General features: G+C 70.4%; 16 protein-coding genes and 1 riboswitch. Of the genes, 9 read left to right on the top strand and 7 right to left on the bottom strand.

The genetic code is table 11. The features are described 5' to 3' along the window. Positions 1-3: 3 nt before the first annotated feature. From E4P42_RS09670 to E4P42_RS09650, 5 genes are all read left to right on the top strand, one after another. Positions 4-1,611, top strand: a complete 1,608-nt coding sequence (locus E4P42_RS09670; RefSeq protein WP_135125533.1) for a Na+/H+ antiporter subunit D — start codon at positions 4-6, stop codon at positions 1,609-1,611. Further along, positions 1,608-2,177, top strand: coding sequence for a Na+/H+ antiporter subunit E (locus E4P42_RS09665; RefSeq protein ID WP_135125530.1), 570 nt, complete (start codon positions 1,608-1,610; stop codon positions 2,175-2,177). The genes E4P42_RS09670 and E4P42_RS09665 overlap by 4 nt, the downstream gene beginning before the upstream one ends. A 101-nt stretch (positions 2,178-2,278) precedes the next feature. Continuing rightward, positions 2,279-2,566, top strand: coding sequence for a monovalent cation/H+ antiporter complex subunit F (locus E4P42_RS09660; RefSeq protein WP_135125528.1), 288 nt, complete (start codon positions 2,279-2,281; stop codon positions 2,564-2,566). Next, positions 2,563-2,925, top strand: coding sequence for a monovalent cation/H(+) antiporter subunit G (gene mnhG / locus E4P42_RS09655; protein ID WP_135125526.1), 363 nt, complete (start codon positions 2,563-2,565; stop codon positions 2,923-2,925). The genes E4P42_RS09660 and mnhG overlap by 4 nt, the downstream gene beginning before the upstream one ends. Then, positions 2,912-3,661, top strand: a complete 750-nt coding sequence (locus E4P42_RS09650; RefSeq protein WP_135125524.1) for an SAM-dependent methyltransferase — start codon at positions 2,912-2,914, stop codon at positions 3,659-3,661. The genes mnhG and E4P42_RS09650 overlap by 14 nt, the downstream gene beginning before the upstream one ends. An 84-nt stretch (positions 3,662-3,745) precedes the next feature. Here E4P42_RS09650 and E4P42_RS09645 read toward each other — a convergent pair whose 3' ends face one another. Genes E4P42_RS09645 through E4P42_RS09620 form a run of 6 tightly spaced genes read right to left on the bottom strand, consistent with a single transcriptional unit; the run spans position 3,746 to position 7,471 of the window. Next, entirely contained in the window at positions 3,746-4,375 is a 630-nt protein-coding gene (locus tag E4P42_RS09645; RefSeq protein WP_167759425.1) for an LON peptidase substrate-binding domain-containing protein, read from the bottom strand. A 3-nt stretch (positions 4,376-4,378) separates the two neighbouring features. Beyond that, a complete protein-coding gene (locus E4P42_RS09640; RefSeq protein WP_245233959.1) occupies positions 4,379-4,810 on the bottom strand; it encodes a hypothetical protein in 432 nt (143 codons plus the stop codon). A gap of 9 nt (positions 4,811-4,819) precedes the next feature. After that, positions 4,820-5,950 carry a glutamate--cysteine ligase gene (locus E4P42_RS09635; protein ID WP_135125522.1) on the bottom strand — a complete coding sequence of 377 codons (1,131 nt, stop codon included), beginning with the start codon at positions 5,948-5,950 and terminating at the stop codon, positions 4,820-4,822. Further along, the gene (locus E4P42_RS09630) at positions 5,928-6,638 is read right to left on the bottom strand and encodes a superoxide dismutase family protein (protein WP_167759424.1); all 711 of its coding nucleotides are present in this window, start codon (positions 6,636-6,638) and stop codon (positions 5,928-5,930) included. Before E4P42_RS09630 ends, E4P42_RS09635 begins: the two co-directional genes overlap by 23 nt. A 10-nt stretch (positions 6,639-6,648) precedes the next feature. Further along, positions 6,649-7,113, bottom strand: coding sequence for a LytR C-terminal domain-containing protein (locus E4P42_RS09625; RefSeq protein ID WP_135125520.1), 465 nt, complete (start codon positions 7,111-7,113; stop codon positions 6,649-6,651). Between the two features lie 49 nt (positions 7,114-7,162). Continuing rightward, positions 7,163-7,471 carry a DUF3263 domain-containing protein gene (locus E4P42_RS09620; RefSeq protein ID WP_135125518.1) on the bottom strand — a complete coding sequence of 103 codons (309 nt, stop codon included), beginning with the start codon at positions 7,469-7,471 and terminating at the stop codon, positions 7,163-7,165. Positions 7,472-7,596: 125 nt separating this feature from the next. Between E4P42_RS09620 and E4P42_RS09615 the strand changes: the two genes are divergently transcribed. The 3 genes from E4P42_RS09615 to E4P42_RS09605 are packed head-to-tail and all read left to right on the top strand — an operon-like array spanning position 7,597 to position 9,893. Beyond that, complete coding sequence (locus tag E4P42_RS09615) at positions 7,597-8,190, top strand: peptide deformylase (RefSeq protein WP_135125516.1); 594 nt, start codon at positions 7,597-7,599, stop codon at positions 8,188-8,190. 5 nt (positions 8,191-8,195) lie between these two features. Next, the gene (locus E4P42_RS09610) at positions 8,196-9,086 is read left to right on the top strand and encodes a GNAT family N-acetyltransferase (protein ID WP_135125514.1); all 891 of its coding nucleotides are present in this window, start codon (positions 8,196-8,198) and stop codon (positions 9,084-9,086) included. Between the two features lie 3 nt (positions 9,087-9,089). Beyond that, positions 9,090-9,893, top strand: coding sequence for an exodeoxyribonuclease III (locus E4P42_RS09605; RefSeq protein WP_135125512.1), 804 nt, complete (start codon positions 9,090-9,092; stop codon positions 9,891-9,893). Between the two features lie 3 nt (positions 9,894-9,896). Here E4P42_RS09605 and E4P42_RS09600 read toward each other — a convergent pair whose 3' ends face one another. Next, positions 9,897-12,653 carry a LuxR family transcriptional regulator gene (locus E4P42_RS09600; protein WP_135125510.1) on the bottom strand — a complete coding sequence of 919 codons (2,757 nt, stop codon included), beginning with the start codon at positions 12,651-12,653 and terminating at the stop codon, positions 9,897-9,899. 92 nt (positions 12,654-12,745) lie between these two features. Beyond that, positions 12,746-12,855: riboswitch (TPP riboswitch) on the top strand. Here E4P42_RS09600 and thiC point away from each other — a divergent pair. Further along, positions 12,846-14,456 (top strand): phosphomethylpyrimidine synthase ThiC, encoded by a 1,611-nt coding sequence (thiC, locus tag E4P42_RS09595; RefSeq protein ID WP_167759423.1) that lies wholly within the window; start codon positions 12,846-12,848, stop codon positions 14,454-14,456. (Overlaps the previous riboswitch by 10 nt.)

Genomic DNA, 14,456 nt, shown 5'->3' with positions numbered 1-14,456 from the left:
CGGATGACGCTCTCGGCCGTCCTCACTCCGCTTCCGGTGCTGATCCCGACGATCGCGGCGGCGCTCACACTGTTCGTGGGCCGGCAGCCGGTGGTGCAGCGCGTGATCGCTCAGGTCGCGTTGGTCGCCGTCGTCGCCGTGTGCGCGGTGCTGCTGTACCTGACCGACCGGGACGGAACGCTGGCGCTACACGTCGGCGGATGGGACCAGTCGGTGCCCGGGATGGGACCACTGGGCATCACGCTGGTGGTCGACCGCCTGTCCGCGCTGATGCTGGTGGTGTCGTCGATCGTGCTGCTCGCCGTCGTGGTCTACGCGATCGGTCAGGGCATCCGCGACGGCGACGAACGCCAGCCGGTGTCGATCTTCCTCCCGACCTACCTGATCCTCTCGGCCGGCGTGTGCACCGCGTTCCTGGCCGGCGACCTGTTCAACCTGTTCGTCGGGTTCGAGGTGCTCCTGGCGGCGAGCTTCGTGCTGCTCACCATCGGCGCCAGCGGCGAACGGGTCCGCGCCGGCATCGCCTACGTGATGGTGTCGATGGTGTCGTCGATGATCTTCCTGCTCGGCATCGGCCTGGTGTACGCGACCACCGGCACGCTCAATCTCGCCGAGCTCGCGGTCCGGCTCGACGACGTGTCCGCGGGCACGCGCAGCGCATTGTTCGCGGTGCTGATGGTGGCGTTCGGCATCAAGGCCGCGGTGTTCCCGCTGTCGGCGTGGTTGCCCGACTCCTACCCCACCGCACCGGCCCCGGTCACCGCGGTGTTCGCCGGGCTGCTCACCAAAGTCGGTGTGTACGCGATCATCCGCGCGCACTCACTGCTGTTCCCCGGCGGCGGACTGGACCGGATGCTGCTGGCGGCGGCGCTGCTCACCATGATCGTCGGCATCCTCGGCGCGATCGCCCAGAGCGACATCAAACGGTTGCTGTCGTTCACCCTTGTCAGCCACATCGGGTACATGGTGTTCGGCATCGCGCTGTCCAGCGAGCTGGGCATGGCGGGCGCGATCTACTACGTCGCCCACCACATCCTGGTGCAGACGACGCTTTTCCTCGTGGTCGGCCTGATCGAGCGGCAGGCCGGGGCGTCGACGATGGAACGGCTGGGTGGGTTGGCCGCGGTGAGCCCGCTGCTCGCCTTCGTCTTCGTCATCCCGGCACTCAATCTGGGTGGTATCCCGCCGTTCTCGGGGTTCATCGGCAAGGTGGCCCTGCTCGAGGCCGGCGCCGCGGACGGTTCGGTGCTGGCCTGGGCGCTGGTGGCCGGCGGGGTGGTGACCAGCCTGCTGACGCTCTACGTGGTGGTGCGGGTCTGGACGAAGGCGTTCTGGCGGTCCCGGGCGGATGCGCCGGAGGGGCACCTGGCCGCCGCCGCACCCGCCGCACTGCTCGACGACGCCAGGGATTCGGCCGACGTCCAGTTCGAGGACCGCGACAACGTCGGGCGGATGCCGGTCGGGATGCTCGTGCCGACCGGGGCGCTGATCGCGGTCGGCCTGGCGCTGACGGTCGCGGCCGGACCGATCTTCGCCTACAGCGGCCGCGCCGCCGAAGAGGTGATCGACCGCGGCCAGTACATCACCGCGGTGGTGGGTGAGCGGCCATGAGGTCCGTCGCGTCCACGCGCTGGCATCCGCGCCGCCTCGCGCTGCGCGGGTGGGTGCTGTGCTGGCTGATGCTGGTGTGGATTTTGTTGTGGGGCACGCTGTCCGCGGCCAATGTCCTCAGCGGGCTGGCGGTGGCGCTGATCATCACGGTGCTGCTGCCGCTGCCTCCGGTACCGGTGGAGGGGCGGCTGCACCTGCTGTCGCTGCTCCGGCTGATCGCCACCGTCGCGTACTACCTGGTGGTGTCGTCGGTGCAGGTGGCGTGGCTGGCCATCCGGCCGGGCCCGCCGCCGCTGACCGCGGTGCTGCGCGCGCACTTCCACGTCAAGTCGGACCTGGTGCTGGCGCTCGCGGTGAACATCATGAATCTGACGCCGGGCACGATCGTCCTCGAGATCGACCAGAACCGGCGGATGGTGTACGTCCACGTCATCGACGTCGGCAGCGACCGCGCACTCAACCGGTTCTACCGGCAGGTCGGGCAGTTCGAACGTCTGCTGGTGGCTGCCTTCGAGCGGGACAAGGACTGGCAGCCGTCGGCTGATAAGGAGGCGGAGCCCGCATGACGGCCAAGCGAGGAGCGAAGGCGGATCGCGCATGACGGCCAAGCGAGGAGCGAAGGCAGAGCCCGCATGACGGCCAAGCGAGGAGCGAAGGCGGATCGCGCATGACCTGGGTCTGGATCACGGCCGGGCTGATGCTGAGCGGCGCCGCGGCAGCCACGATGTTCCGGTTGCTGTCGGGGCCGAGCACGCTGGATCGGATCGTCGCGCTGGACACCCTGGTCGCGGTGACCATGTGCGCGATCGGGACGTGGGCCGCGTTCAGCCGCGACACCACCGTCACGTACAGCCTGACGGCGCTGGCGCTGATCTCTTTCGTCGGTTCGGTGAGCGTGGCGCGGTTCCGCGTGCCGGACGTCGAACGACCGCGCGGACGGGGGGAGGCACCATGACGGTTCTCGATGTCGTCGTCAGTGTGCTGATCCTCGGCGGGTCGACGCTGGCGCTGACCGCCGCGATCGGCGTGGTCCGGTTCCCCGACACCTTGTCGCGGATGCACGCCGCCACCAAACCTCAGGTCTTCGGACTGCTGCTGGTGCTGACCGGCGCGGCAATCCGGTTGCGCGGCAACGTCGATGTGGGCATGGTGATCCTCACCGGACTGTTCACGCTCATCACCGCGCCGGTGGTCGCCAACCGGGTCGGCCAGCTCGCCTACCGTGAGCAGAACATCCGCGACGACCTGTTGACCAGGGACGAAATGCTTGAGTTCGAGCCGGAGCGGGAATCCTCCGGCAATGAGAAGCCCTGACCACATCGCGAGCGCACTGGCCCTCGCGATGGCCCGGCGGGGTGAGGCGCACGCCGACTGCCCGTTGTTCAACGATCCGTACGCCGAGGTGTTCATCGACGCCGCGCAGCGGCGGGGCTGCCGGCTGCCCACGGGCGATCAGGCGCAAGCCATCGACGGCATCGCCAACTACACGTCCTCGCGCACCAAGTGGTTCGACGACTTCTTCCTGGCGGCCGGCGGGCACGGTCTCGAACAGGCGGTGATCCTGGCGGCCGGACTCGATGCCCGGGCGTGGCGGTTGCCGTGGGTGGGCGGGACAGCGCTGTTCGAGATCGACCAACCCGCGGTGCTCGACTTCAAGACGGACGCGTTGCGCGAACACGGCGACACCCCGGCGGTGGACCGCTACGTGCCGGTGCCGGCCGACCTGTTCGACGGTTGGCCGGATGCGTTGTGCGACGCCGGGTACGACCCGGCCGAGCCGACGGCATGGGCGGTCGAAGGGCTGCTGCCGTATGTGCCGGAGGGCCCGAACAGACTGTTCGAGCGCATTCACGACCTCAGCGCCCCGTTCAGCCGCGTGGCGGTCGAAACGGTGGGGCACGCCGTGGCGGAGTGGCTCTCGGCGAACGGCTGGCAGGTCACCACGCTCTCGGCGCAGGAGTTGATGACGCGATACGGCCGCTGCGGCGCGCACGACGACGTGGACGTCGTGCCCGACACGGTGTTCGTGGACGCCAAACGCACCGGCTGACAGGCGACCCCCAACCGCCCGAAGATTGCGTCCAGGGTTGTGCCACAGGGGGTTTGAACGACCCTCAGCGCAATCTTCGCGGCGTCACTCCGAGAGCTGGAACTCCACCATCGCGGTGACCGACTCGACGGCTTCGCTCAGCGCCGCCAGCCGCGCCGAGGCGGACGGTGCCGCCAGCACCGAATACTTGTCGGCCTGTCCCATCGGGATGCGCGCGGCCAGTCGGTAGAGGCGCTTGGCCAGGTCGGGCTCGGCGGGCCCCAGCACGGTCGAACGGTCCAGCGGCTGCGCACCCCGCGCCACGGCGATCCGCTCGTACAGCGCGAAGATCCGGTCCTCCACGTCGCCGACCGCCGCCGCGTCGACCGGATCGCCGGGCTCGTCGTCCCACACCTCGATGTCGGCCTGCGGGTACGGCGCGTCGTCAAGCCATTGCCTCACCCGGATGCGTTCGCCCATCACACATCTCAGGCGATAGCGGTCGATGCCGAGGTCCGCGTGCTCGACGATGCGGGCCAGCGCCCCCACGTCGCTGCGCCGGTCACCGCCGCCGACCTCGCGGCCCGCTTCGATCAGCACCACCCCGAACGCCGGCTCCTGGGCCGCCATGCAATCCTGCACCAGTGCGACGTAGCGGGGTTCGAAGATCCGCAGCGGCAGCTCCTGTCCGGGCAGCATCGCCACCTCGAGCGGGAACATCGGCGTGACCGGCATGGGTCAGTTGAACCCGCCGCCCACGACGGCGTCCTCGACCAGCGTCGCCGGGTCGGCGAACGTACACATCGCACTGGCCAGCGTGATCCACAGTTCCGGGTTGAGCCCGACGAGTTCGTTCTGCCGGCCGATCGCGTCGATCACCTGCCGCTGCGTGGCCTCGTCCATGTCGACGTACTGCCCACACGTCGTGGCCGCCAACCCGGTCGGCGGCGCACCCGGCGCACCCGGCGCCCCGGGAGCGCCCGGTGCCGGCGGCAGCGTCGGATCGGGCACCCGGGCCCGTGTGGTGGTCGAGGGTGTGGTGGTCGTCGTGGTGGCCAGTCCGGTCTGGTCCGGGTCGGCCATCGGCGTGCCGGTGGTGAGGTTCGTGCACCCGGCCACGGCCAGCGCCGCCACCGCGCACCCCGTCAGCACCCACCGCCGCACCGCCATCAGACCAGCCTATAGCTCCAGCTCCCCGACGAGGGCGTCAACGACTTCCCGTAGATCCCCGTCGTTCTCCTCGGCGACGCGCCGCTGGCGCTGATAGCTCGCCCCGGCCCGCGCGATCCCGGCGACACCGGCCAACTCGTCGGCGCATCCCAGCGACGCGGCTACCGGCTGCAGCCGCGTCAGGATGTCGTCGAGGTCCTCGGTGACCAGGCGTTCGTTGCTGTCCGCGTCGAGGATGATCTCGGCGTCGAGCCCGTAGCGGGCGGCGCGCCACTTGTTCTCCTGAACATGCCACGGCGGCATCACCGGCAGCTGCTCACCGGCATCGAGCCGGCGGTCGAGATCCACGATCAGGCAGTGCGTCAGCGCCACCAGCGACCCGAGCTCGGCCAGGTTCGAGACCCCGTCGAAGATCCGGACCTCCACGGTGCCCAGATGCGGCGACGGCCGGATGTCCCAACGGATCTCGTTCATGTGATCGATGATCCCGGTCTTCTTCTGATCGTGGACGAAGCGCTCGAACTCCGGCCACGACTGGAACTGGAACGGCAGCCCGGCGGTCGGGAGCTGCTGGAACATCATCGCCCGGTTGCTCGCGTACCCGGTGTCCTCACCGTCCCAGAACGGCGACGACGCCGACAGCGCCAGCAGGTGGGGGTACTGGTTGAGCAGCGACGAGATGATCGGCATCACCTTGTGCGCCGAAGACACCCCCACGTGCACGTGCACGCCCCAGATCAGCATCTGCCGACCCCACCACTGCGTGCGCTTGATCAGCTCGGCGTACCGCGGCGCATCGGTCAGTTCCGCCGCCGACCATTTGGCGAAGGGATGCGTGCCTGCGCAGAACAGTTCCATTCCGCGGTCCCGCACGATGCGGCGTGCGGTCTGCAGGGTCGTGCGCAGGTCCGCCATCGCCTCGCCGGCGTTGTCGCACACGCCGGTGACGACCTCGACGGTGTTGCGCAGCAACTCCTTGTGCACGCGCGGGTTCTCGCCGATCTCGGCGATGACCGTCGCGGCCTCGTTGCTCAGGTCGCGGGTGTCGGCGTCGACGAGGGCGAATTCCCACTCGACGCCGACGGTGGGCCGGGGTGACCCGGCGAAATCGATCCGACTACTCGGCGGGACGGATAACACCGCACGCCACCCGGCCCCCGGCGTCACCGGTGGACATGGTCGTCTGGTCGGGCCCCGGCGTGCCGTTGACCTGGTTGTAGCGCTCCGGCGGGATGTTGGCGAAGTTGTCGGCCTTCTCGTGGATGATGATTGCGGTGCCCTGACCCGACGTCAGCTGCTCGGCGGTGAACGCATCCGTGGTGGTGACCAGCATCGCCGAACCGTCCTCGCGCACCTGCAGCGAGGTCAGGTCGCCGCTGGCGGGGTGGCCGGTGTTGCCGTCCACCTGCAGGTGCCCGCCGGCCGAGTTGAAGTTGCCGGGCGCACCGCCGGTCGGGGGCGTGGAGTTGGCCTCACACTTGCCCACCTGGTGGACGTGCATGCCGTGGAAGCCGGGCTCCAGCTGGCCGGAGGCCACGGTCTGCACCGTGATGGTCGCGTAGTCGCCGCTGAAGTCGAACTCCGCCGTGGCCACCGTGGTGCCGTCGGGGCTCTGCAGTTCCGCGGTGAGCATCTCGCCCTCGCCGCCCTGGGCCTGACCGCCGGAGCCGCCTTCACCTTCGCCGGGCGCGGCCGACGGGGACGGCGATCCGGTCCAGACCGGGGGCGTGGTGCCCGGCTCGCTCGACACCGGCTCGTTGGGGGTGCAGGCAGTCATCGCAAGCGCGGGAACGGCGAACAGGGCGGCAACAGCGGCAGGCTTGAGCATGCCCTGAAGCCTAACCGGTGACCACCACGATGATGCCTGGTGGCTGCTCGGCCAGCGGCGGCGTGCGCGGTTCCACCGGCGCCTCGAGCAACCGGCCCACCTCGTCGGCGGCCTCCCGCTCACCCGGCGCGTCGGTGAAGTACACCGTGGTGGCGGGAACGTCCTCCAGCGTGAGGTTGCCGGTCTCGGCGACGTTCCAGCCGTCGTCGCGCAACCGCGTCGCGACGCCCTCCGCGGCGCCCTCGACCGACGAGATGTTGAACACCCGCACCTCCGGCCGGGCCGGTTCGGCCGCCGGCGACGGTTCGGGCGCGGCCGTGCTCGACATCGAGGTGGCGACCGACGACTCGTCGGAGTCCCCGTCGCCACCCGAACCCAGCGCCTGGAACCCCACCAACAGGAAGACCACCCCGAGAAACAACAGCACCATCACGATGGCGCGCAGGGGCAGACCGGAGGATTCTCGCTGGTTCATCACGCACACTGTATCGAGCGGGCCGCCCGGCCCGGCACGACACGCAGTCTCAGGTGACCTCGAAGCCGAGCCGGCGCGCCGCACGCGCCTTCTGCCTGCTGGCCCGCAACCGGCGCAACCGCTTGACCAGCATGGGATCTGCCGCGAGTGCTTCAGGGCGGTCGACCAGCGCGTTGAGCACCTGGTAGTAGCGGGTCGCCGACATCGAGAAGAGCTCCTTGATCGCGTCTTCCTTGCTGCCCGCGTACTTCCACCACTGACGCTCGAACGCCAGGATGTCGAATTCCCGTCGGGTCAGCCCTTCGGGAAGATCAGAGTCGTCGCCGGATTGCTCAGTCCGCGCCATGGCGCCGTCCATATCGCTTCTCGGACCCCTCCGACAGTGGTGAATGACATCGATGTGTTTCGGCGCTCATTCAATCACGGCCCGAACAGATGAGGCGTCACCGAAGCGGGCGAGTCGGCTCACTTAAGCTGCTCACCGTGGCTGTCGTTCCGATCCGCATCGTGGGAGACCCCGTCCTGCACACCGCGACCACCCCCATCCCCGTCGGCGAGGACGGCTCACTGCCCGACGACCTCGCCGATCTGATCAAGGATCTGTACGACACGATGGACGCGGCCAACGGTGTCGGGCTGGCCGCCAACCAGATCGGCATCGGCAAGCGGGTGTTCGTCTTCGACTGCCCCGACTCACGCGGCCGCACCAGCCGGCGCCGCGGCGTCATCGTCAACCCCGTGCTGGAGACCTCCGAGGTCCCCGAGACCATGCCCGACCCCGACGATGACGACGAAGGGTGCCTGTCGGTGCCCGGCGAGCAGTTCCCCACCGGCCGCGCCGAATGGGCCCGCGTCACCGGACTCGACGCCGACGGCACCCCGATCACACTCGAGGGGTCGGGGTTGTTCGCCCGGATGCTCCAGCACGAGACCGGCCACCTCGACGGCTTCCTCTACCTCGACCGCCTCGTCGGCAGGCATGCCCGGGCCGCCAAGCGGGCGGTCAAGCACCACGGCTGGGGCGTGCCCGGCCTGAGTTGGATGCCCGGCGAGGATCCCGACCCGTTCGGACACTGACCGCAGTGGCCGATCTGCCGACGCCCGGCACCCGGGTGAGCCTGCGCTACCGGCGGCCGGCCGGGTCCGTGCCGCCGCTCAACGACGTGGTGGGCCATGTGGTCGACGGCGATCCGGTGGTGCGGGTGCGGACCAAAGAGGGTGAGACCGTCGAGATCTCGCCGGCCGATGTGGTGACCGTGCGGGTGCTGACCGACGTCCCGGTGAAGGCGTCGCAGATCCGCGCCGTCGAACACGCGGCCGCGCTGGCCTGGCCCGGTCGAGAGCACATTTGGCGGGACGGCTGGTTGCTGCGCGCCTCCGACGGCCACACCCACCGCGGCAACTCCGCGGTGCCGCTGGACATCAACGCCTCGGCGGCGGCGCTGCCCGGCATTCGGGACTGGTACGCCGAGCGCGGGCTGACGCCGTGGCTGGCCGTGCCGGACCGGCTGGTGCGCCTGACGGTCGCCGACGTCCACATCGAGAGCGTGGTGATGGTGCGCGACGTCCACGGCGGCGGCGCCGGGAACCTCACCCTGGGCGAGCTACCCGACGACGCGTGGCGGCGGATCTACCAGCGCGACGTCCCGTCCGACGTCCTGGCCGCCGTCGTCGGCGGCCGGGTGGCCTTCGGCCGGCTCGGCGACGCCGCGGTGGGCCGGGCCGCCGTCACCTCCGGGCACGACGGCAGCCGGTGGGTGGGCCTGTCGGCGGTGCGGGTCGCCGAGGAGCACCGGCGCCGCGGCCATGCCCGCACCCTGTGCGACGCGCTGCTGGCGTGGGGCGCGGACCAGGGCGCGACGCGGGCGTATCTGCAGGTGACGGTCGACAACACCGCGGCGATCGCGCTGTACGAGTCGATGGGCTTCACCGCGCAGCACCGGGAGCGCTACATCGACGCTCGTAGGCTGTAGCGCATGCGCCTGGCCACGTGGAACGTCAACTCCATCCGGGCCCGGGTCGACCGGGTCACCGACTGGCTGGCCCGCGCCGACGTCGACGTCCTGGCGATGCAGGAGACCAAGTGCTCCGCCGAGCAGTTCCCGACGATGCCGTTCGCCGCGCTGGGCTACGAGGTGGCGCACTGCGGGTTCAACCAGTGGAACGGGGTGGCGATCGCCTCGCGGGTGGGCCTCGACGACGTCGAGGTCGGGTTCGAGGGGCAGCCCACGTGGAGTGACAAACCGGAATTGGAGGCCGCGGCGGAGGCGCGGGCGCTGGGCGCCACGTGTGACGGGGTGCGGGTGTGGAGCCTGTACATCCCCAACGGTCGGTTCGTCGGGTCAGCGCACTACGACTACAAACTGGAATGGCTTGCCGCACTGCGCAACACCTCGCAGAAGTGGCTGACCGACGATCCGGCGAAGCCGATCGCGATGGTGGGTGACTGGAACATCGCACCCACCGACGACGACGTGTGGAGCGTGGAGGCCTACCAGGACAGCACCCACGTCACGCCGCCCGAACGCGATGCGTTCGCCGCGATCGTCGACGCCGGATACGCCGACGTGGTGCGCCCGTTCACCCCGGGCCCCGGGGTGTACACCTACTGGGACTACACCCGGCTGGCGTTCCAGAAGCGGCGCGGGATGCGGATCGATTTCATCCTGGGCTCACCGGCTCTCGCGGCGCGGGTCACCCACGGGGAGATCGTCCGCGAGGAGCGGAAGGGTAAGGGCGCCAGCGACCACGCGCCCGTCCTGGTCGAACTCGGCGGGTGAGGCTCAGCTCGGCGCGGGGCGCATGACGCGCACGAGTTCGGCGCGCGAGCGGATCCCGAGCTTGCGGTACACGCGGGACAGGTTGGCCTCGACGGTCTTCTCGCTGACGTAGAGCTGTGTGGCGATCTGCCGGTTGGTCAGCCCGGATCCGGCCAATTCCGCGATCCCACGCTCGGATTCGGTGAGTTCGGTCGACGGCTGACCGCCGCTGAGCCGGTTCAGCTCGGCGCGCGCCCGCGTCGCCCACAGCCCGGCGCCGATCCGCTCGAACCCGGCCACCGCTGCGGCCACCGCCCGCGCGGCCTCCTCGCGTTGCCGCCGCCGGCGTAGCAGCGTGCCCAGGACCAGCTGGGTGCGGGCCAGCTCCAAGGGCATGGCCAGCCGATCGTGGGCGGCCAGCGCCTGCTGCGCCGCGGTGACCGCGCCGGCGAGATCACCGGTCGCGGCCAGCACCAGCGCCCGGCATCGCCCACCGCGCGCGAGCATCCACGGCCGGTCGAGCCGGCGGCCGTTGGCCTCCAACAGGTCGGTGAGGCGCCGCGCGTCGTCGACGCGGCCGACCTCGACCATCGCTTCGATGGCGTCGGGGATGCATGCGCCCGTGGGGATTTCGGTTGACCGGGGCCTGGACAGGACGCCGCCCACCAGCGGGTCGAGCAGCGTGAGCGCGGCGGCGGGGTCACCGAGCGACAGCTCGAGGAAGGCCAGGTTGCCGATCGCCATCTCCATGAGGCGCTCGGAGTGGCAGCGTTCGCCCACCTCGATCGCCGACGCGGTGTGCCTGCGGGCCTCGTCCACCCGGCCCAGGTGGGCGTCGACCATGGCCCGGGCGATCAGCGCGACGAAGGTGGCCATGTCGGCGGCGAGGTGACGGGCGTGGGCCATGGCGTTCTCGGTGGCCCGGTCGGCCGCATCGAGGTTGCCGCGCCACACCTCGAGGAAGCACTGGTGCGAGCGCACGAACATCCGCTCGCCCTCCTCACCTCGCTCGGTGCACTGGATCTCGAGCCGCGCCAGCCCCTTTTCCGCCGCGTCGAAATCACCGGTCCACAGCTGCATCAACGTCTGCAACATCCGCGGCCGCACCGACAGCGGGACATCCGTCGAATCGCCGTCGAGGTCGAGGGCATGCTGCAGGTCGCCGGTGTCGACGCCGTCACCGTTGAGGAAGCGGGTCATCACCCGCACCGTCAGGGCACGGCTGAGCAGCCCCGGGTGCAACAGCATGCGCGCCTGCGCGACCGCCTGTTCGGCCGGGCGCAGGGCCGGTTCGCTGTCGGCGTCGGTGGTCATCGCGAAGGCGAGCATGATCAGCATGTGCGTCTGCCGCAACGGGTTCCCGGCGGATTCACCGACGGCCTGCTGCAGGAGCCGGGTCCCGGCCACCGCGTCGTTGTCGTACATGTGCACGAGCGCCAGCAGGTGACACACCTCGGCGCGCAGGCCGCCGGGCGGCAACTCGGCGATCAGCCCGTCGAGCAGGTCCCTGGCCCGGTGTGGGGCACCGGATTCGAAATGGCAGGCGGCGCAGTTCAACCGGTGCTCGACGTCGGTGTCGCCGAGCGTGATCGCCATGTCCAGCAGCTCGGCCGCCGCGGCGGGCGCGCCCCTGCGCCGCGCCGACCGTGCGGCCTCCACCAGCGCCGTGACCGTGCCCGTGTCGGCGACGTCGCCGGCCAGGGCGTGGTGGCGGGCGCGGGACTCGGGATCGGCGACGATGCCGGCCAGCCGGCGGTGCATGGCGCGCAGCTGGTCGGGTGGGGCCTCGGAGTACACGCCCCGGGCCAGCAGCGGATGTTCGAACGCGACCCGGTTGCCGGTGATCCGGACGATGCCGTGGCGTTCGGCCTCCTCGAGGGCGGCCACCGTGTCCCCCACCGCCGCGCCGGCGGCCCGCGCGATCAACTCCACCGTGGGCGCGGCCAGACAGGCCGCCGCCAGCAGGGTGTCCCGGGTGCCGTCGGGCAGCCCGGCGATGCGGGCGGCGACCAGCTCGGCGAGCGTACTGGGCAGCGAGGTCATCGCGGCGCTGTCACGCGTCAGCGCCCGCGCCAATTCCAGTGCGTAGAAGGGGTTTCCGGCCGACACGTCGTGAATCCACACCATCTCGACGCCGGGGAACGCCCGGCCCAGGTGGTGGGAGAGCATCGACCGCAGCGCACCGATCCCCATCGGGGTGACCTTCACCAGGTGCAGGCGTTCGGGGTCGGCGGGCTCGAGCAACGTGCGCGCGGGGCTGCCCTCGTCGCTGCCGCGCAGGGTGGCCAGGAAGCCGATCGGTCCGGCGACCCGCCGCGCCGCCCAGGCCAGCACCGTCGCGGTCGGCGGGTCCAGCCACTGCACGTCGTCGATCGCCACCAGCAGCGGACCCGACTGCGCCAGCCGCTCGAGGACCGAGCGCACGGCAGCCGCCACCGCACGCTGGTCGGTGTCGGGGCCCTGCTCGTCGCCCTCGGCGAGCACCCGGTCGATCGCCAGACGCTGAGGGGCGGGCAGGTGGTCGAGCACCGCGGCGTCCACCCCGGCGAGCAGTTCGGCCAGTGCGGAGTACGCCGCCGCCGATTCGCTGAGCACCGCCCGCGTCGACAGCACCCGGAACCCGCGCAGCTCCGCCGTGGCCATCCCGGCCAGCCACACGCTGGTCTTTCCGATGCCCGCCTCCCCCGACAGGACGAGTGCGCACGGACCGCCGGGCACCTGCGTCAGCAGGTGGTCCACGGCATGACGCTCGACGTCGCGGCCGATGAGTCGCGAGGGCATCAGATCATTGTCCCAGCCGCGGCGGACACCGTCACCGCCGTGGGCATCCGGGTTCCCCCCGGCCGGGCTCTGCGCTAGGTTGGGCTGCGCACCATCAACCACGCGGGAGCGCGCACCGAGCGCGCTGAGAGGACAGCTGGGGCTGTCGACCGTACGAACCTGACCGGGTAATGCCGGCGTAGGGAGATTTCGATGACTGATTCTTTGGCGTTGTCGGGCAACGACGTGGCGGCTCAGATCACCACCGGTCCGATCACCGGGAGCACCAAGGTGTACCGCGACCTCGACGGGATGCGCGTGCCGTTCCGGCGGGTCGGTCTGACCACCGGTGAACACCTCGACCTGTACGACACCTCCGGCCCGTACACCGACCCCGACGCGATGATCGACCTGCAGGCCGGGCTGCCGGCACGGCCGCACGTGGTCCGCGGCCGCGGCACCCAGCTGCAGCGGGCCCGGGCCGGGGAGATCACCGCCGAGATGGCGTTCATCGCGGCTCGCGAGGGCGTGCCCGCCGATCTGGTCCGGTCCGAGGTCGCGGCCGGACGCGCGGTGATCCCGGCCAACCACAACCATCCCGAGAGCGAGCCGATGATCATCGGCAAGGCGTTCGCGGTGAAAGTCAATGCCAACATCGGCAATTCGGCCGTCACCTCCTCGATCGCCGAGGAGGTCGACAAGATGGTGTGGGCCACCCGCTGGGGTGCGGACACCATCATGGACCTGTCCACCGGCCGCGACATCCACCTCACCCGCGAATGGCTGCTGCGCAATTCGCCGGTGCCGGTCGGCACGGTGCCGATCTATCAGGCGCTGGAGAAGGTCAACGGCGAGCCCACCGCGCTGACGTGGGAGATCTACCGCGACACCGTGATCGAACAGTGCGAACAGGGCGTCGACTACATGACCGTGCATGCCGGGGTGCTGTTGCGCCACATCCCGCTCACGGTCGACCGGGTCACCGGGATCGTCAGCCGCGGCGGGTCGATCATGGCGGCGTGGTGCCTGGCCCACCACACCGAATCGTTCCTCTACACCCACTTCGCCGAGCTGTGCGAGATCCTCGCCCACTACGACGTGACGTTCTCCCTGGGCGACGGGCTGCGGCCGGGATCGATCGCCGACGCCAACGACGCGGCCCAGTTCGCCGAGCTGCGGACCCTCGGTGAACTCACCAAGATCGCCAAATCGCATGGTGTGCAGGTGATGATCGAGGGACCGGGCCATGTCCCGATGCACAAGATCGTCGAGAACGTGCGGCTCGAGGAGGAACTGTGCGAGGAGGCGCCGTTCTACACCCTGGGCCCGCTCGCCACCGACATCGCGCCGGCCTACGACCACATCACCTCGGCGATCGGGGCGGCGATCATCGCCCAGGCGGGCACCGCGATGCTGTGCTACGTCACCCCCAAGGAGCACCTCGGCCTGCCCGACCGCAAGGACGTCAAGGACGGGGTGATCGCGTACAAGATCGCCGCGCACGCCGCCGATCTGGCCAAGGGACATCCGCGGGCTCAGGACCGCGATAACGCACTGTCGAAGGCGCGCTTCGAGTTCCGCTGGTACGACCAGTTCGCGCTGTCGCTGGACCCGGACACCGCCCGCGCCTACCACGACGAGACGCTGCCGGCCGAACCGGCCAAGACCGCGCACTTCTGCTCGATGTGCGGGCCGAAGTTCTGCTCGATGCGCATCACCGCCGATCTCAAGGACGCCATCCGCGAGGAGGCCGAGTGGGGTATGGCCGGGAAGTCGCGCGAGTTCGCCGAGCGCGGTAACCGCGTCTACCTGCCCGTGGTGTAG

It is taken from the genome of Mycobacterium sp. PS03-16, assembly GCF_004570325.1.
GTDB lineage: Bacteria > Actinomycetota > Actinomycetes > Mycobacteriales > Mycobacteriaceae > Mycobacterium.
Note: the sequence above shows the minus strand (reverse complement) of the source record. Positions and strands in the feature narration are given on the sequence as shown.